Origin of the sequence: Nocardia xishanensis NBRC 101358 (genome assembly GCF_001613365.1) — a bacterium.
Taxonomy (GTDB): domain Bacteria; phylum Actinomycetota; class Actinomycetes; order Mycobacteriales; family Mycobacteriaceae; genus Nocardia; species Nocardia xishanensis.
The window spans coordinates 276,692-294,701 of the sequence record NZ_BDCF01000008.1 but is presented as its reverse complement, the minus strand read 5'-3'; the positions used below and the strand labels follow the sequence as shown (position 1 = coordinate 294,701).

Here is an 18,010-nt window from a genome sequence, read left to right as displayed (position 1 = left end):
ACCAATAGCGGACAGTATCGGTCCGCTAGCTACGGCAGGCTCGGCGAGGTGGACATGACAGGCGACGAGCGGGGGACGACCGAGCGAGTGCTCACCTTGCTCGGGTTGTTGCAGCAACGCCAGGTGTGGACCGGCCCCGAGCTCGCCGACCGGCTCGGCGTCACGCCACGCACGGTACGGCGCGATGTCGAACGACTGCGCACCCTCGGCTATCCGGTGCACGCCTGCCAGGGCGTCGGCGGCGGCTACCGGCTCGGACCGGGACAAGACCTGCCGCCGCTGCTGCTCGACGACGAGGAAGCGATCGCCACCGCGGTCGCGCTGCTCGTGGGTGCGGGTGGCGCGATCACCGGCGCAGGGGATGCCGCGCTGCGGGCGCTGACCAAACTCGACCGGGTGCTACCCGCCCGGCTGCGGAACGAGGTGCGCGCGCTGATCGAATCGGTCGAATCCTTCGGCGGCGGCCGCACACCCGTCGAGCCCGAGGCGCTCATGACGCTGGCCAGAGCGTGCCGCGACGAGGTCGAGGCGGGATTCGACTACCCGTCCGCGAAAGGGCCGCGACGGCGGCGGGTCGAGCCCTATCGTCTCGTCGCCTCCGACCGGCGCTGGTATCTGCTCGCCTACGACCTCGATCGCGACGACTGGCGCAGCTTCCGCGTCGACCGGATGACCGATGTGGTCGCACGGACCTGGCGGTTCCGCGCGCGCCCCGCGCCGGACGCGGCGACGTACGTGCAGGAGGGCGTGGCGAGCCGGGTCTATCCGCACCAGGCACGCTTTCTCGTGCACGCGCCGGCCGACACGGTGCGCGCGCAGATTCCGGCGTCGGCGGCCGTGGTGCGCGGGCGCGGCAGCGAGCGTTGCGAGGTGCTCAGCGGCGCCGCCGACTTGGACGCCGTACTGATGCGCGTGCTCCTACTGGGGCACGCCTTCGAGGTACTGGACCCTCCGGAGCTGGCGACGCGCTGTCACGCCTTGGCGGAGCGGCTGCAGACGGCCGGTGGGCCGATTCCACCGATGCCGGAGGGGGAGAACCCGTAAGCCCCGAGCGGTGTGATCTGCACCGCCGCATCGGCTTTCGGCGACACATCGAAAAGGCGCGCGTGGGCATCCGAGGGACCACCGGGCGAGCCGTCTCCGAATTCCGTTGGAAAACGGTCTGATTCACGTGGAACTCCGGTTGCACTCCATGCCACGACCGGGAAGAGCGGCCACGCGACAGCGAATCCGCATCGAGTGCAGAACGACACAGCGTGCGCTTCCCCGTCTGCGCGCAGCGAAGATCGCTGGCAATGTGGACGTCATGACCCTCGGTTCCGGCACCAAGATCCTCTCCATCGGCCTGCATCCCAGCCAGCTCGACTACAGCAAGCACCCGGGCCTGGACGAGGCCGCGCTCACCGCCCGCGTCGAGGCCGCGACGGCGGTGCTGCTGGATTCGGGCTTCGACGTCGTGTCGTGCATGCTTCCCGCCGATCCCGACGCGGCCGAGGACCTCGTCAAGAGCAGGCTCGGGGAGGCGACCTACGGGCTGGCGATGATCGGCGGCGGCATCAGAATGCTCCCGGAGCAGACCTTGCTGTTCGAACGGATCGTGAACGTGCTGACCGCGGCGGCGCCCGGCATCAGGCTCTGCTTCAACACGTCCCCGGAAACAACAGTGGACGCGTTCTTGCGCTGGGTGCAGCCCGCCGGGCGCGGCTAACTCACGGGAACGCGGGCCTCGGATGCGCCGAACGTCGAGTGCCTGCGTCCGTACCCGAAATACACCGCGATGCCGACCGCGATCCAGACCGCGAACCGCACCCAGGTCAGCGCGTCGAGGGTGACCGCCATCAGCGCGCATCCGATCAGCGCGAGGATCGGCACCAGCGGCACGAGCGGGGTGCGGAACGGACGCTCCCGGTTCGGCTCCAGTTTGCGCAGCACCAGCACACCGACGCACACCACCGCGAAGGCCGACAGCGCGCCGATGTTCACCAGTTCGACCACGATGTCGATGGGCAGCAGTCCGGCGATGGCCGCACAGCACACCCCGAGGACCAGCGTCAGCCGCACCGGTGTCGAGCGCTTGCCGGTGGCGGCCAGCTTGCGGGGGAGCAGACCGTCGCGGCACATCGCGAAACTGAGCCGCACCTGGGCGTAGACGATGAGCAGCAGTCCCTTGCTGAGCGCGATGACCGAGGCGACGATGATGACGTTGCCGATCCAGCCGATGTTCAGCGCTCCGAAGGCGGTGGCGATCGGGGCGCCGTTGTTCAGGGTCGGGAACGGGACGACGCCGGTGAGCACGGCGCTGACGAGCGCGTAGAGCAGAGTGGCGATCAGCACGGTGCCGATGATGGCGAACGGCACGTCGCGCTTGGGGTTGCGCGCCTCCTCGGCGGAGGCGGCGACCACGTCGAAACCGAGGAAGGCGAAGAACGCGATGGCCGCGCCGCCGATGACACCGCTCCAGCCGAACGGCGCGAACGGGACCCAGTTGCCCGGGTCGATGTGCGGGGCGCCGACGGCGATCACCAGCACCAGCACGCCGATGGTCACCGCGACGAGCGCCTTGGTGATGCGCGCGGTGAGCGTCACCTCGCCGACCAGCACGGCCACGACCGCGGCGATGATCAGCACCGCGGGCAGGTTTACCACCCCGCCCTCGCCGGGCCCCGCGGTGATGGCGTGCGGCAGCGCGATGCCGAACATCGAGTCCAGCGCCGACACCGTGGTCCCGGACCAGCCGATCGCAACGGCCGCGCCCGCGATGACGAATTCGAGCAGCAGATTCCAGCCGACCAGGAACGCGGGACCCTCACCGAGGGTGGCGTAGGTGTAGGTGTACGCGCTGCCCGAGACCGGGACCATCGCGGCGAGCTCGCTGTAACACAGCGCGACCAGCACGCAGACCAGACCGGCCAGTCCGAACGACAGCACGATGGCCGGTCCGGCCTTCTCCGCGGCCGCGACGCCGGTGATGACGAAGATGCCCGCGCCGACGATGGTGCCGACACCCATGGCGGTCAGGTCGATCCTTCCGAGCCTGCGCTCGAGTGACGCGCCCGCGGCGGGCAGGTTCGAATCGTCGGGCGTGCGGCGGCGCCACCGTTGTTCAGCTGCGCGGGTCATCGACTTCCTCTCGGGGCGCGGTGCACCCCCGTACGAAAAATGGATCCTCGGCTCGGCCTTTGTGGGCCGGAGCCGGGAATCCATTCTCGTGGGTGCCGCGATGGAGTCGATAACCGGGGGTTTGCAGGCGCTGCGTATGGGCAGCGAACGCACCCCGGCCGCGCGCTCAGCTCGACGACGAGGCCGCGAACGGTGTGCCGCCGCGGACCGCCCCGGTGCGGTGCGGATGCCGCCACAGACCCATGCGCTCCAGGATCGGCAGCACCCCCTCGCCGAACCAGTACGCCTCCTCGAGATGCGGGTAGCCGGACAGGATGAAGTGGGTGATGCCAAGGCGTGAGTACTCGATCAGCCGTTCTGCGACCTCCTCGTGCGAGCCGACGAGCGCGGTGCCCGCGCCGCCGCGCACCAGTCCGACGCCGGCCCACAGGTTCGGCGCGATCTCCAGTCGCTCGGCGCGGCCGCCGTGTAGCTCGACCATCCGGCGCTGCCCTTCGGATTCGCTGCGCGCGAGATTCGCCTGCACCCGCGCCACGTCGGCGGGATCGATGCCTTGAAGCAGCCGATCTGCCTCGGCCCACGCCTGTGCGGAGGTGTCGCGGCTGATGACGTGGATGCGCAGGCCGTAGTCGATGACGCGGCCGTGGTCGACGGCGAGGCGGCGGATCCACTCCAGCTTCCTGCTCACCGCGAGCAGCGGCTCTCCCCAGGTGAGGTAGGTGTCGGCATAGCGGGCGGCCACCGGACCGGCCGGCGCCGACGAACCGCCGAAGAACACCGGCGGGATCGGATCGGGCCGGTTGCTCAGCAGCGCCTCGCGGACCCGGATGTGCTCGCCCTCGAATGTCACCGGCTCGGTCGAACGCCACAGCTCACGCACGACGTGCAGGAACTCGCCGGTGCGGGCATAGCGCTGGTCCTTGTCGAGGAAATCGCCGTAGGCCTGCTGCTCGTGCGGTTCGCCCCCGGTCACCACGTTGAGCAGCAGGCGGCCGCGCGAATGGCGCTGGAAGGTCCCCGCCATCTGCGCGGCCAAAGTCGGGCTGATCAGGCCGGGACGGAAGGCGACCAGGAATTTCAGCGTCTCGGTGGTCTCCACCAGCATCGCGGTGGTGAGCCAGGCGTCCTCGCACCAGGCGCCGGTCGGGGTGAGCACGGCCTCGAAGCCGTTGTCCTCGGCCGCGGCGCCGATCTGATTCAGGTAGCGCAGCGAGGCGGGGCGATCGCCGGACATGAAAGTGCCGTGGCCGCCCGCGACCAGACCGCGCGAATCGCCGTAGGTCGGCAGGAACCAGTGAAACGACAAACTCATGCGCGCGTCACTTCCTTCGGGCGTGGGAGTCGTGGGAATGCCGCAGTGGTTCATGGTGCCGACCGCACGTCCCGGGGTCACGGTTTGCGACCACCATGGTTCTTATCGCCGATCAGCGGATTCGCGTTATAGACGTTACTTCCAATAACATGTACTCTTGACGAACACGCTCGGGCGACGTCGCCCGGGTGCGAGACCAGACGAAACGAGTACCTCAATGACGCGGCATGTCGACGTACTGATCATCGGCGCCGGCCTGTCCGGAATCGGGATGGCCTGCCACCTCACCCGCGAGCAGACCGGACGCAGCTACGCGATCCTGGAACGGCGCAGCGCCATCGGCGGAACCTGGGACCTGTTCAAGTACCCGGGCATTCGCTCCGACTCGGACATGTACACCTTCGGCTACGGCTTCCGTCCGTGGCACGGCACCAAAGTGCTCGCCGACGGCCCGCACATCCGCCAGTACATCGAGGACACCGCCGCGGAGTACGGCGTCACCGAGCACATCCGGTTCGGCCGCAAGGTGACCGTCGCGCGCTGGTCCAGCGAGACCGAGCTGTGGACCGTCACCGCGATCGACGAGCAGACCGGCGCCACCGAGGAGTGGACCAGCAACTTCCTGGTCGGCTGCACCGGCTACTACGACTACGACAACGGCTACCGCCCCGACTTCCCCGGCGAGCAGAACTTCCGCGGGCAGATCGTGCACCCGCAGCACTGGCCCGAGGATCTGGACTACCGCGGCAAGCGCGTGGTGGTGATCGGCAGCGGCGCCACCGCGATCACCCTGATCCCCGCCATGAGCGCGGACGCCGCGCACGTGACCATGCTGCAGCGCTCGCCCACCTACATCACCGCGTTGCCCGCCGACGACCCGGTCGCGGTCGGCATGAAGGCGGCCAAGGTGCCCGCGAAACTGGCCTACCGGATCGGCCGGGCGCGCAATATCGCCTTGCAGCGCGCCAGTTTCCAGCTCTCCCGCACCAACCCGGCCGCGGCCAAGAAGCTGCTGCTCGCCGCGGTCCGGTTGCAGGTCGGCGCCGACCTGGACATGCGCCATTTCACGCCCACCTACAACCCGTGGGACCAGCGGCTGTGCGTGGTGCCCAACGGCGACCTGTTCAAGGTGCTGCGCAGCGGCAAGGCCTCGATCGCCACCGATCGCATCGAGACCTTCACCGAGACCGGCATCCGGCTGGCCTCCGGCGAGGAACTCGAGGCCGACATCGTGATCAGCGCGACGGGCCTGTCGGTACAGATGCTCGGCGGCGCGTCGCTCGAGATCGACGGCGAGCCGGTGGTGACCCGCGAGCGCGTGGTGTACAAGGGCGCACTGCTCGACGGAGTGCCCAACGCCATGATGGTGCTCGGCTACACCAACGCGTCGTGGACGCTGAAGGCCGATCTGGCCGCCGAGTACTTCTGCCGCCTGCTCAACCACCTGAAGTCCAACGGCCTCACCAAGTTCGTCGCGGTGGCCGAGGAGGGCGACCGCGGCGCCGATTCGGTGATGGGCGGCGCGCTCACCTCGGGCTACATCAAGCGCGGCGACGCGGTGATGCCCCGCCAGGGCACCAACGGCCCGTGGCAGGTGATCAACAACTACTTCCGCGACCGCGCGCTGCTGCGCAAGGCGCCGCTCGCGGACGGCGTCCTGCGCTTCAGCGGAGCCGCCGACCGGCCGACCTCGCTGCTGGAAACCCGCAGCGCCTGAGCCACGGCCGTGCTTCGGCCCGCCGGTGACTCGGCGGGCCGAAGTCGTGTCACGGCATGCCGAGCAACGTCTCGGCGATGGTGTAGACGTTGCGTAAGTACTCGTCCCACGCCGCCGGGTCCGCGTCGCGGCGTTCCAGTGCGCCGCGGGCCAGCGCGTAGCCGACGGTCTCCGCGATCACGCGCGGCTCGGCGACCGGTGAGAGGGCCGCAGCCCGCCGTTGGCGCTCGATCCACCGGGTGAAGCGGCGGGTCGGACGCTCGGCGATCTCGGCCGCGAGCTCGGCCAGCGCCGGATCGATGGCGCCGCGCTCCTCGATCATCCGCAGCAACGGACCCGCGTCGCGGGCCGCGATCGCGAAGGCATCGATGGTGGCGCGCAATGTCTTTCGTGGATCGCCGCCGGTGAGGCCCGGCTCCTGCGCGGCGATGAAGTCGTCGCGCACCCGCGCGGCGAGCGCGTGGAAGATCTCCTCTTTCGAGGCGAAGTACACATACAGCGTGGCGCGCGCGACGCCGGCCTCCGCGGTGATGGCCGCGACGGTGGTCCCGGCGTAGCCACGCGCGGTGAAGACCCGGACGGCGGCGTCGAGCAGGTCACGGTGGCGGTCGGTGTGCGAGCGTTCGCGCGCGACGCGAACCGACCAGGCGGAGGAGGTCACCACAACATCGTCATTGACGTTGACGTCAATGTCAACGAGACTGGGCGGCATGCATGTGGTCGTGGCCAACAGAGGAGAAATCGCGGTCCGTGTCCTGCGGACCGCCCGCGAGCGCGGATATCGCACGCTCGCGGTGTACACCGCCGACGAACGCGAGGCCATGCACGTCCGCCTCGCCGACGACGCGGTGGAGCTGAACGGACACGGCGCGGCCGCCTACCTGGACGTGCCGGGCATCGTGGCAGCGGCGCGGAAGGCGGAATCCGGCGCGCTGGTCCATCCCGGCTACGGATTCCTCAGCGAGAGCGCGGATTTGGCGGCCGCGTGCGCCGCGGCTGACGTGGTGTTCGTCGGCCCGTCACCGGAGGCGTTGCGTACCTTCGGCGACAAGACCGCCGCCCGCGCCGCGGCCGAGCGCGCGGGCGTGCGCGTCCTGCCCGCCACGCGGGCCGGCTCCGGCGTGGCCGAGATCGCCGAGTTGCTCGCCCGCTATCCGGAAGGCGTCATGGTGAAGGCCGCGGCCGGTGGCGGCGGCCGCGGCATGCGCGTGGTGCGCGACCCGGCCGAGCTGCCCGCCGCTTACGAGTACTGCCGCGCCGAGGCGCGCGCGGGATTCGGCGACGACACCCTCTACGCGGAGGCGTTGGTACCCGCGGCCAGGCACATCGAGGTGCAGGTCGTCGCGGACGGCGCCGTGGCGATGGCGCTCGGCGACCGCGATTGCAGTGTGCAGCGCCGCCACCAGAAGCTGATCGAGATCGCGCCCGCGCCCTGGCTCGACGACGCCGTGCGCGAGCAACTGCACGCCGACGCCGTCGCGCTCGCCGAATCGGTGCGCTGTCGCGGGGTGATCACCGTCGAATTCCTGGTCAGCGGCACGCACTACTGGTTCCTCGAGGTGAATCCGCGACTCCAGGTGGAGCACACCGTGACCGAGGAGGTCACCGGAGCCGACCTCGTCGGGCTCCAGTTCGATCTGGCGCGCGGCGCCTCGCTCGCCGGACTCGACCTGCCCGATCCCGCGCCGCGCGGTTACGCGATCCAGGCCAGGGTGAACGCCGAGATCATCACCGCCGCGGGCGAAGTGCTGCCCGCCTCCGGCACGGTCACGCGGTTCGCCGCGCCGACCGGCGTCGGCGTGCGGGTCGACACCGGCCTGTACGCGGGACTGCGGCACGGCGTGCATTTCGATTCGCTGCTGGCGAAGGTGATCGCGCGTGCCGGGTCGTATCCAGCCGCGCTGCGGCGCTGCGCGGACGCGCTGGCCGAGACGGTTGTCGCCGGGGTGGACACCAACGCGACCGTGCTACGCGCGGCGCTCGACGAGCTCGCGGACAGCGACGCGGTCACCACCTCGTGGTTCGAGCAGCGCGCCGCCGAATTCGCGGCGCGCGCAGCGGATCTCGCCGCCGCCCTGCCCTCGGTCGACAGCTCCGCCGATGCCGCGGCCGCGCGCGAGCCCGACCCGCTGCTCGACGGCGAGACCGCGCTGTGCACGCCGATGGGCGGCACGGTGGTGAGCCTGGTCGAAGCGGGCTCCGTGGTCGCCCCCGGCGGCGAAGTCGCCGTGCTGGAAGCCATGAAGATGCAGCACGTGCTGCGCGCCGAACAGCCGCTGCGCGTGCTGCGGCATCTCGTCGCGCCCGGCGACACGGTCGACCCGCACACCGCGCTGCTGGTCTGGGCCGCGACCGAGCACGACGGCGAATCCGCCGACGTCGCCGCCGTGGACCTGGACGCGATCCGCGCCGATCTCGCCGAGGTTCACGAGCGACATAGCATCGGCCTGGACGCGGCCAGGCCCGAGGCCGTCGCCAAACGCCACCGGCTCGGCCGCCGCACGGCCCGCGAGAACATCGCCGATCTGGTGGACGCGGACAGCTTCGTAGAATACGGAGCGCTCGCGGTCGCCGCGCAGCGGTCGCGCCGCAGCCCCGAGGATCTCATCGCCAACACGCCGGCGGACGGCCTGATCACCGGCCTGGCGACGATCAACGCCGACCGCTTCGGGGTGGACGCGGCCCGTGCGGCGGTTCTCTCCTACGACTACACGGTGCTCGCGGGCACCCAGGGCATGCGCAATCACGTCAAGACCGACCGCATGCTGGAACTTGCGCGCGAACAGCGACTTCCGGTGCTGTTCTTCACCGAAGGCGGCGGCGGTCGTCCCGGCGACACCGACTACGCGGGTATCTCGGGCCTCGACGTCACCACCTTCCGCGCCATGGGCGCGCTGTCCGGCCGGGTGCCGCTGATCGGTATCGTCTCCGGCCGCTGCTTCGCGGGCAACGCCGCCCTGCTCGGCATGTGCGATGTCGTGATCGCCACCCCCGACGCGAACATCGGCATGGGCGGGCCCGCCATGATCGAAGGCGGCGGCCTCGGCGTCTACGCGCCGGAGGACATCGGGCCGATCGAGGTGCAGCGCCGCAACGGCGTGGTGCATCTGGTCGCGGCCGACGAAGCCGAAGCGGTCGACCTCGCGCGACGCTGTCTAAGTTATTTCCAAGGCGACGAGACCGAATGGACGGCCCCTGATGCCAGGCTGGCGCGCCACGTGGTGCCCGAGAATCGCTTGCGCGCCTTCGACATTCGCGCCGCGATCGCCGCGATCGCCGACGTCGGTTCGGTGCTGGAACTGCGCAGGGACTGGGGCGCCGGCATCGTCACCGCCTTGGTGCGCGTCGAGGGGCGGCCGTTCGGCCTGATCGCCAACGACTGCCACCACCTCGGCGGCGCCATCGACGCGCCCGCCGCCGACAAGCTGTCCATGTTCCTCCGGCTCTGCGACGCGCACGGGCTGCCGATCGTATCGCTCTGTGACACGCCGGGTTTCATGGTCGGTCCGGAGGCGGAGACGCACGCGACGGTGACCAAGTTCAGTCGCCTGTTCATCGACGCGGCCGCGCTTTCGGTGCCGTGGGGCACGGTGATCCTGCGCAAGGGCTACGGCCTGGGCGCGCAGGCCATGGCCGCGGGCTCGTTCCGTGCGCCGCGATTCGTGATCGCTTGGCCGACCGGCGAGATCGGCGGTATGGGCCTGGAGGGGGCGGTGCGCCTCGGCTTCGCCAAGGAACTGGCCGCCATCGAGGACCCCGGCGATCGGCAGACGGCCTTCGACAACCTCGTGCAGCTGGCCTACGCCAACGGCAAGGCGCTCACCGCGGCGACCGTGCTGGAGCTCGACGACGTCATCGACCCCGCCGACACCCGCCGTTGGCTGCGAATACTGCGCTGACCGGGTCGGACGCCGGTTGTCGGTGGCTACTGGTAGACAGAACCGACCGTTGTCGACCGAGTTGGGGAGGTGAGGCGTGGCACGTGAGCTGGCGGATCTGCCGTTCGCGCGGTACCTGACGCCGTTGCGGGAAGAGCCGGAGCGCGAGGGCGATTACGACTGCGTCCACGTCGGCGATCGGCAGCTCGAACACCTCGGGGCCGAGCACGTGCGCTTCGCCGAATCCGCGTTCGGCTCGCTCACGGTCACCCGGGGCAGCTTTCGCTACGGCCGGTTCACCGACGTCTGGTTGCGCGCCGTCGCCTGGATCGGCACCGATCTTTCCGACACCTCGTGGCAGGATGCCGAATTCGTCGAAGGCGCTTTCTCCGGCGTGGACGCGGGCGGCGCGGTGCTGCGCCGCGTCCGGTTCGAAGGGTGCAAATTCGACTCGGTCAACTTCCGCCGCGCGAAACTGCGCGAGGTCTCGTTCGTCGACTGTGTCCTGCGGCACACCGATTTCGGCGACGCGGACCTCACCACGGTGAGCTTCCCCGGCTCCACGCTGACGGACCTCTCGCTGACCAAGACCACGATGCGCGAGGTCGACCTGCGCGGCGCCACCCGCATCGGCATCGCCGACGGAATCGAGGGCCTGCGCGGCACCACCATCACCCCGCTACAACTGATGGACCTGGCCCCGAGCTTCGCCGGCGCCCTCGGCATCACCGTGGCCGAGGAGTCGTGGCCGTAATTGCCGAAGGTCGGCATGTCGCGCTACTTCGCCGGTGAGGCGGCGTTGTCCGAGGAACGAGTAGGCACTACTCAGCGTTCCGACAGCAACCGCAGAGAAATCAACACCAATGTCGTGGTCTCGCGCAGCGACGCTGTTCGGGCAACCCTCGGCGCGCTCGATCAGTGGGCGCTCACTGCCGACAGCGATCTCCGCGCAGCAGCGACGCAATCGGGTAGCTGATTACTCGTGTTCCGGAGCACCAGCAGGGGAACTGTGGGAGACGCGTCGCTCTGCGGAGGTCCGATGCCCGTCAGCGCGGTACGCGGTAGCCAACACAACTATCTGACATCCGCGGCGGAGCAGCGCTGCCTTCGGCATCCGCCCGAGCGACGCGAATTTCATCGACAAATATTCGAAAGGAGGACGCGCAATGTCACACATTCGAGGAATGCTCGTGGAATTGAGTACCCACGCCAACAGGAACTCGGGTACCGATGACCATCTATACATCGGTGTCTACGGAACCGACGGCGGTCGGGAATTCCCGCTGGATGCGCCAGGCGATGATTTCGAGACCGGGACGCGCGTCACGTACGTCCTCGGGGACGTGCCGGAAACGTTGCCGGAATGGCGTCGTCCGAACTTTTCGGAGCCGGGCGGCGCTTGCGACCCGGCGGCGCTGCACATAGATCTGGACAGCGTGGAGCAGGTCTACATTCGCAAACAGGCGAAAGGCTTCGGCGACAGCGACGACGACGCGTATCAGCTCGACACCGTTCGGGTGGTTCTGCGAGCAGGAGACGACGGTCGCGCCTTCATCCTGCCGACACCGGGATCCAAGGGATTGTGGTTCGGCAACGAGTACGGCCACCAAGCATGGCTGCGAGTGCTCGGGGTTAACCCGCCGTCGTGACGGGAGTCGTTGATCTACCGGACGGTGATCTGTAACTGAAGCGCACCGTCCGGGGTCGTGGCGTGCAGGGCCTGGGAGATCAGGCTGCCGAGGTCGACCTTGCCGATCACTCCCGTCGTCAAGGCCAGCAGCGGCTGGATCGCCGGAAAGAGTTCGCGCAGTTCCGGTCCGAGTAGGTCGAGTTTCTGGGTGAGCGCGTCGAGGAAGGGGAGCAGTCCGATCACGTCCGCGGTGTCGGTGAGGTAGTCGGCCGGGGTGTCGCCGATCCGCACGACGCGCGCGATCGCCGCGGCCACCTCGCTGACCCGCGGTCCGAACTCGGCCCACGGTGTGGCGGCGGCGGCCAATTCGCCTCCCGCCCATGTCATGTCGGTGACGTGGGCCTGCATGTCGACCAGCAGCCTGCGGATCAAGTCGGTGCGGCTCAGCAGCGTGGCCGCCAGCAGATCGCCCGCCCTGGACAGTTGCGGGATCACCGCCTCGGTGCCAGCGAGGCCGGTGCTGAAGTTGTCGATGATGGCGGCCACCGTCGCCGGATCGACCTGCTCGAGCAGTTGGGTCGCGGTGCGGGCGACCTCGGGGATCGACACCGGCCGCTGTACCGAGGCGGCCGTGAGCCGGTCGCCGTCGCGCAGGTACGGCCCGTCCGCGGCCGTCGGCCGGAACTCCAGATACGGTTCGCCCAGCGCGGAGAGCGTCTCGATGCGGACCGAACTGTTCGCGGGCACCCGGTATCCGGCGTCGTAACGGAAGGCCACCTCGATGCTTTCGCGGGTGTGTGTCACCGCGGTGACCTGCCCGATCTGGATTCCGGAGAGCAGCACCTTGGATCGCGGCAGCAGGCCGCCGGAATCCGGGACCGTCATCGTGGCCTCGGTGTACTCGGTGAACCAGCCGACCCGCACCACGCCGAAGCTCAGGTATCCCACGCCGATCAGCAGAATCGCCGCGATGGCGCCCAGCGAAGCGAGCGGTCCGAGCCGCCGCAGTATCTCGTCGCCTGCGCTCGGGGCCCGGGGAACGTAGCCGGAGTAGGCGGGTTCGGTGGCGACGTTCATCGCACGACTCCGATCATCCTGAGGGTGGCGATGATCCGCTGCACCTGCTCGTCGGCGGCGACCGGCGTAGGCGCCCCTTCCGCGGTTCCTGTTCCCGCCACGAACACCGTGCCGACGTTCAGTTTCGGCCCGCGCTCCACGAACGGAATGATCTTGTCGCGGAGCAGCGACACCACCCGGTTCAGATTCGACGGCGCGCTCAGATCCAGCGGCCGGTCCGCGAAAAGCAACGGCACCAATGCTTTCGCGGCCTCGTCGCCCGCCTCGAGTAGCGGAGCGAGCCAGGCGATCGCGTGCCCGACGATGCCGAGCCCGCCTACCACGCCGAGGGTGAGCACCAGTGATGTCGCGTCGGCGGGGATCTCCACCGCGCCGCGCTCGCTGAGCAACGCGTCGAGCTCGCGCGGATTGCGTAGCGCCACATCGAGATCGCGCTGGATCGTGTCGAGGAACCGGTCCACCACAGCCATGTCCGCGGCCACGTCGGACACGTCGCGGCCAAGAACGTCGAAGATCCGCGCGGTCTCGGCGGGCTGTTGCGGCAGCGTCGCGTTGACGCGGTCGACGATGGCCTGCATCTGCTGCAACGCTCCGCCGCCGACGAAGGTCGACATGCCCGCGAGCAGATCCTCGACCTGGAGCGCGGGGCGGGTCCGCGCCAGCGGGATGGTGCCGCCCGGCGCGATGACGCGGTCGAAATCACCTGTGGGCGTGGTGAGTCCGATGTAGATGTCGCCGAGGATGGTGTTCTGGCGCAGCTGGACGGTGGTGCTCACCGGCAGTCGCACCGCGTCGGCGATCTCGACGACCGCCTCGACCCGGCCGGGCTGCTCCGGCGTCGGGTCGACCACCCGGACCTCGCGCAGGCTGCCGATCTGCGCGCCGTTTGCGACCACCTTGGCCCGGGCGGGCAGGTTGAGCGCGTTGGCCAGCTCGATGCGTACCTGGTAGGTCGGGCCGGACACGGTCGCGCCGGGCACCGGAACCTGGGCGGGATCGAATCCGCATCCGGGCAGCAGCAGGGCGGCCGCCACGGCCGGGGCGAGCGTGGCCCGCCGGACGGATCGCACGGTCATCGGGCACCTACCGTTCCGAGCACCAGGGACACGAGATTCACGTCGGCCAAACCGTTTTCGGCGCCGTCGCAATGGCCGGGACGCAGCGCGTTCAGTGCGGCGCAGATCCGATCGGCTTCCTCGCGGGGCAGTCCGACCTTCGGCGCTGCGTAGGTCAACTGCGGTCGCCCGGTCACGGGGTCGATCACCTGCTCGAAGAACTGCACGATCGGCGGGACCATCGACACCAGCTGTTGCAGACCGGCGACATTCGCCGAGAGCAGCCGCAGGCCCGGCAGCGCTCCGTCCAGCGCGCCGAGGATCGGCCTGCCGTATTCGCGGGCGACGCCGTTCAGCCACGGCAGGATGACGAGCAGCGAATCGATCAACTGCACCACGCGGCTCCAGAGCTCGTTGATGAAGGCTATGCCCTCGGTCGCCTGCCTCAGCACGATCTCGATGTCGTCCCAGTTCAGCGCGATGCTCGACATCAGCCTGCTATAGGAGTCCAGCAGTCCGCCGATGCGCCCGATGGCCGCGTCGGGCGCGCGCAGGGCATCGCCGAGGTCGGTGATCAGCTTGTTCAGTTCCGGGCCGGTCCCCGAGGTGGCGGCCTCGAAGGCGACGACGCTGTCTCGAATCCTGGTCCGCTCGCCCGGGTTCCCGCCGCCGGTCAGCTGGCCGGCGAGCTGCGAGAAGCCCTGGAGCGTCTGGCTGATGCTCTTCGGGGTGAAGGTCTTCGTGATGCACGTCGAGCGATCCCACGGCGCTGCGCCGGGCTCGCCCAGGACCGCTAGGTTGCGATCGGCGACCAGGGTGTCGGAGACCGTTGTCGCCGTGACCTCGCCGCGCAGCGCGCGGTCCGCCTCCACCTCGAAGTCGACCCGCACGCCCGTGCCCTCGGGACGTACCGAGTTCACCGTGCCGATCGGAATACCGAGCGCCGTCACGTGATTGCCTGGATACAGGCCGACGGCGTCGGGCATGATGGCGCAGTAGGCGACCGTCTTCCGTGCGGGATCGAACACCACCAGATAGCCGATCGCGGCGACCAGCGCCAGCACCAGCGCGCCGAGGACGGTCACGAAACCCTGAGACCGCAGGATGCGTGTCATCGCTCAGCACTCCAATCCCGGCAGCGGAATGCACACCGTCGCCGTCAGCGCCGACTGATCGATGACGACACCGTCCTCGGAGGCGGTCATCGCCACGAGTTGTTCGCGCAGCCGCTGCCACTGCGGAATGGCCGCGTCCAGTTGCGCGCCGAGCTGTTCCAGCTGCGGCAGCAGTTCGCGCAGCTTCCCGGCCAGCGGCGCGAGCACCTCCCGCCAGGACGGCTCCACCGCCGCGATCCGCGCCAACAGCGAAGCCGCCACCGTCAGGGCCGATTCGATCTCGGCGCGCTTGCCGAGCCCGACGGTCAGCAGCGTGCCGACCTCGCGAACGAACGTCCCGATCAGCGATTTGTTCACATCGATCGCGCGCAGGTACTCGTCCAGCACCGCGAGCGCACGCGACACCTCGAGGTTCTGCCCGCGCAGGATGTCCACGAAGGACTGCATCGCGGCGCCCATCTGGCGCAGCGCGTCGGGGCTGGTGTCCAGGGAGTCTTGCAGGGCGGCCAGATTCCGGCGCAGCGTCTCACCGTCGACCTGGGCGACGGGCGTCGCGGCGTCCTGCAGTATGCGCACCAAACTGTAGGGGAGTCGCACCCGGTCCGGCGGGATCGGCCGTGAACCGAGGGCGCGGTCACCCGCGGGGAACACCGCGACGTAGTGGCCGCCGACCGCGGTGAGCATGCGGATCTCCAGGCTGGTCGCGTCACCGAGAAACACGTCGCGGTCCACCGTGAAGGTCATCCGCACCTTCGTCTCGCCGAGCTCGAGCGCGGTCACCGAGCCGACGGTGATGCCGGCGAGGCGGACCTGGTCGCCCACCTTCACCGAGTTCGCCTCCGCCAGATCGGCGGTGTACTCGGCCTTGCCCAGCGGAATCAGGTAGATCACCGCGGTCGCCAACAGCAGCGCGGTGACGAACAGCGCACCCAGGATGCCGAGCCGGAATTCCCTGGCGTTCTTGGCCGCCTCATGCCAATCGTGCGAAAATCCCGGCGGCGCGAGCCGATTCAACGACCGCTCGATCATCCGTTGCATATCGCGATCCTCTGTCCGGCGACCAGCACCGAAAGCACCTGGGGGAGTGCGACGGGGCCCTTCGAGCAGCTCATCGACACCGGTCCGGCGGCGCCAGGCGCGGGCGGCAGCGCGGCGCTGAGCGCCTGGAGCAGACCAGGCAGCCTGCCGAGCGCGTCCAGCGTCGCCTGCGGGTCGGGGAACAGCAGCCGCAGGTCGGTCATCAGGTCGGGATTGCTGTTCTCGGTGAAACCGAGCGTCTCCATCAGGCTGTTCAGGGGTCCCATCGCCGAGGGAGCCACGGCGGCGAAGTCGAGCAAACCGTCCAGCTTCACCCGGAAGGCGCTGAACACCTCCGCGATGCCGTCCAGCAGCGTGGCCAGATGCGATGAGCGCCCGCCGATCTGGGTGAAGATCCCGTGCAGATTGGCCACGATGGTGGCGATCACCGCCTGCCGATCCGAGGTGTAGCGACTGAGCTTCTCGATGGCGTCCAGCGCGGGGCCGATGCCGGACCCGTTCCCTTCGATCACCGCCAGCACGCTTTCGGTGAACTGATTGAGCGCGCCGGGCGAGAACTCGGCGATCACCGGCTGCAAGCCGTTGAACAGCTGGGTGATGTCGAACGAAGGCACCGTGCTCGCCACCCCGAACGCCGCGCCGGGCCGCAGCTGGGCGCCGGGTCGATCCGGTTGCCGCACATCGACATAACGCTGACCGGTCAGGGACTGGTAGCGGATGGCGATGACGCTGGCGTCGTAGACAGGACGGTCGCGCCGGACGGTGAAGGTGACGCGGGCGTTGTTGCCCGCCCGTCCGATCTCGGCGACCTTGCCGACCGACACGCCGAACATCCGGACGTCGTCGCCGGTCTTCAGCCCGCTCACGTCGGTGAATTCGGCCGTGTAGGAACCGGTCTCGCCATCGACCGGGCGGGTGATCGCCTGCACGACGACGGCGAGCAGTACGACCATCGCGGCCGCGAACAGCCCGAGCCGCCACACCACGGCACGGATCGGCAGGGCCGTCATCGCGCACCTCCCGCGCCGATCGCCGCGAATCCGGACGGTCCGAGCAGCGGCACCGCGAGCCCTGGCATACCGCGCAGGGTCACGGCCACATTCAGCGCGGGCCCATCGGGGGTGTCGGAGAACAGGCGCTCGAGCCGATCGACCAACGCGGCGGCCTCGGCGCGCGAGCGTCCCGGCGCGGGCACCGTGGCCGCGAGCACGGCGACGAGCGGCGTCAGTTCCGCTGTGTAGCTGGACAATTGCCGATTCGCCGCGTCGCCCAGCAGGCCGATCTTGGGCAGGGCTCCATCGACGACCATCGTGATGGTGGCGTCGTAGCGCGGCCGGTCGTGGCGGAAGATCTCGATGTTCATCACCGCGTGCAACAGCCGGAAGGTCGCGGAGGCGAAATCGCCGAGGCCGCCGAAGAAGGCCGCGTACTGGTCGATCAGGTACGGCGCAGGGTAGCGCTGGGTATCGGCGACGGCGCGGCCGAGCGTGACGATCGCCTCCCAGAGCGGGGCGAACGAGCTCATCTCGCTGTTGACGGTGGCGAGCAGTTCCGACAGCTCGGGGGTGAGCACCTCGGTGGAGGTCGCGGTGAGCGCGCGCAGCAGGCTGCCCATGGTCACGTCGGTGACCTTGTCGGCGTGCGCGCCCGCGAGATCGATCATCCCGCCTTCGGTGAGCGGTGCGCCGCCCGCCGCGGCCCGCAGCGTGAGCGCGCTGATACCGAACAGGTTCTCCGGCGCGTAGTCCACGGTGAGCGCGTCGGTGAGGCCCGCGGTCTGCGTCTTGTCGAGATCGAGCGTGAGCAGCTGGTGTCCCGCGCCGACGGCGGCGATCTCGGTGATCTCACCGACGGTGACACCGTCGTAGCGCACCCGCGTGCCCTCGACGACGCCTTCGCCGATCTGCTCGGTGCGCAGCTGGACCTGGAGGCGGTCCGGCGGCCGGTCGTCGAGACCTGCGCGCCAGGTGAGGCCCGCGGCGACCGTCAGCGCCAACGCGGCGGCGCCGAGGGCGCGGGAACCGCGCCTGCTCATCGGAACGCCGGGTAGTCCGTAGTTCGGCATGGG

The 18,010-nt window shown here is 69.5% G+C and carries 16 protein-coding genes; 7 read left to right on the top strand and 9 right to left on the bottom strand.

The genetic code is table 11. From position 1 onward, the window contains the following. Positions 1 to 54: 54 nt before the first annotated feature. Both NX1_RS09415 and NX1_RS09410 read left to right on the top strand, forming a co-directional pair. Positions 55 to 1,044 (top strand): helix-turn-helix transcriptional regulator, encoded by a 990-nt coding sequence (locus NX1_RS09415; RefSeq protein ID WP_174555471.1) that lies wholly within the window; start codon positions 55 to 57, stop codon positions 1,042 to 1,044. A 262-nt stretch (positions 1,045 to 1,306) separates the two neighbouring features. Further along, positions 1,307 to 1,708, top strand: coding sequence for a hypothetical protein (locus tag NX1_RS09410; protein WP_068056791.1), 402 nt, complete (start codon positions 1,307 to 1,309; stop codon positions 1,706 to 1,708). Here the strand turns inward: NX1_RS09410 and NX1_RS09405 are convergent. Together NX1_RS09405 and NX1_RS09400 are read right to left on the bottom strand one after the other, a co-directional pair. After that, a complete protein-coding gene (locus NX1_RS09405; protein WP_068056653.1) occupies positions 1,705 to 3,120 on the bottom strand; it encodes an amino acid permease in 1,416 nt (471 codons plus the stop codon). The two genes, NX1_RS09410 and NX1_RS09405, sit on opposite strands and share 4 nt — an antisense overlap. Before the next feature lie 166 nt (positions 3,121 to 3,286). Next, the gene (locus tag NX1_RS09400) at positions 3,287 to 4,432 is read right to left on the bottom strand and encodes an LLM class flavin-dependent oxidoreductase (RefSeq protein ID WP_068056651.1); all 1,146 of its coding nucleotides are present in this window, start codon (positions 4,430 to 4,432) and stop codon (positions 3,287 to 3,289) included. 217 nt (positions 4,433 to 4,649) lie between these two features. Between NX1_RS09400 and NX1_RS09395 the strand changes: the two genes are divergently transcribed. Beyond that, on the top strand, positions 4,650 to 6,149 hold the full coding sequence (locus NX1_RS09395) for a flavin-containing monooxygenase (protein WP_068056649.1): 1,500 nt from the start codon (positions 4,650 to 4,652) through the stop codon (positions 6,147 to 6,149). Positions 6,150 to 6,198: 49 nt separating this feature from the next. Here NX1_RS09395 and NX1_RS09390 read toward each other — a convergent pair whose 3' ends face one another. Beyond that, positions 6,199 to 6,810 (bottom strand): TetR/AcrR family transcriptional regulator, encoded by a 612-nt coding sequence (locus NX1_RS09390; protein ID WP_218024089.1) that lies wholly within the window; start codon positions 6,808 to 6,810, stop codon positions 6,199 to 6,201. A 28-nt stretch (positions 6,811 to 6,838) separates the two neighbouring features. On the opposite strand from NX1_RS09390, the gene NX1_RS09385 reads away from it, so the two are divergent. The 4 genes from NX1_RS09385 to NX1_RS09370 all read left to right on the top strand — a co-directional run bounded on the left by NX1_RS09385 (position 6,839) and on the right by NX1_RS09370 (position 11,676). Beyond that, the gene (locus NX1_RS09385) at positions 6,839 to 10,048 is read left to right on the top strand and encodes an acetyl-CoA carboxylase family protein (protein WP_444980705.1); all 3,210 of its coding nucleotides are present in this window, start codon (positions 6,839 to 6,841) and stop codon (positions 10,046 to 10,048) included. A 76-nt stretch (positions 10,049 to 10,124) separates the two neighbouring features. Then, positions 10,125 to 10,781: a pentapeptide repeat-containing protein gene (locus NX1_RS09380; protein ID WP_068056643.1), complete on the top strand. Its 657-nt coding sequence runs from the start codon at positions 10,125 to 10,127 to the stop codon at positions 10,779 to 10,781. Then, positions 10,782 to 11,003 carry a hypothetical protein gene (locus tag NX1_RS09375; protein ID WP_068056641.1) on the top strand — a complete coding sequence of 74 codons (222 nt, stop codon included), beginning with the start codon at positions 10,782 to 10,784 and terminating at the stop codon, positions 11,001 to 11,003. It begins immediately after the preceding gene. Positions 11,004 to 11,193: 190 nt separating this feature from the next. Further along, the gene (locus NX1_RS09370; RefSeq protein WP_157119639.1) at positions 11,194 to 11,676 is read left to right on the top strand and encodes a PLAT/LH2 domain-containing protein; all 483 of its coding nucleotides are present in this window, start codon (positions 11,194 to 11,196) and stop codon (positions 11,674 to 11,676) included. Between the two features lie 14 nt (positions 11,677 to 11,690). Here NX1_RS09370 and NX1_RS09365 read toward each other — a convergent pair whose 3' ends face one another. From NX1_RS09365 to NX1_RS09340, 6 genes are read right to left on the bottom strand one after another with little or no spacing between them, the layout of a single operon-like run. Continuing rightward, positions 11,691 to 12,734, bottom strand: coding sequence for an MlaD family protein (locus NX1_RS09365; protein WP_084501267.1), 1,044 nt, complete (start codon positions 12,732 to 12,734; stop codon positions 11,691 to 11,693). Then, positions 12,731 to 13,810, bottom strand: coding sequence for an MlaD family protein (locus tag NX1_RS09360; RefSeq protein WP_068056636.1), 1,080 nt, complete (start codon positions 13,808 to 13,810; stop codon positions 12,731 to 12,733). The genes NX1_RS09365 and NX1_RS09360 overlap by 4 nt, the downstream gene beginning before the upstream one ends. Next, positions 13,807 to 14,904 carry an MlaD family protein gene (locus NX1_RS09355; RefSeq protein ID WP_068056634.1) on the bottom strand — a complete coding sequence of 366 codons (1,098 nt, stop codon included), beginning with the start codon at positions 14,902 to 14,904 and terminating at the stop codon, positions 13,807 to 13,809. The genes NX1_RS09360 and NX1_RS09355 overlap by 4 nt, the downstream gene beginning before the upstream one ends. A gap of 3 nt (positions 14,905 to 14,907) precedes the next feature. Further along, positions 14,908 to 15,942, bottom strand: a complete 1,035-nt coding sequence (locus NX1_RS09350) for an MlaD family protein (RefSeq protein WP_084501266.1) — start codon at positions 15,940 to 15,942, stop codon at positions 14,908 to 14,910. Further along, a complete protein-coding gene (locus NX1_RS09345) occupies positions 15,930 to 16,952 on the bottom strand; it encodes an MCE family protein (RefSeq protein WP_157119638.1) in 1,023 nt (340 codons plus the stop codon). The genes NX1_RS09350 and NX1_RS09345 overlap by 13 nt, the downstream gene beginning before the upstream one ends. Further along, complete coding sequence (locus tag NX1_RS09340; RefSeq protein ID WP_068056632.1) at positions 16,949 to 18,007, bottom strand: MlaD family protein; 1,059 nt, start codon at positions 18,005 to 18,007, stop codon at positions 16,949 to 16,951. The genes NX1_RS09345 and NX1_RS09340 overlap by 4 nt, the downstream gene beginning before the upstream one ends. Between the last annotated feature and the right edge of the window lie 3 nt (positions 18,008 to 18,010).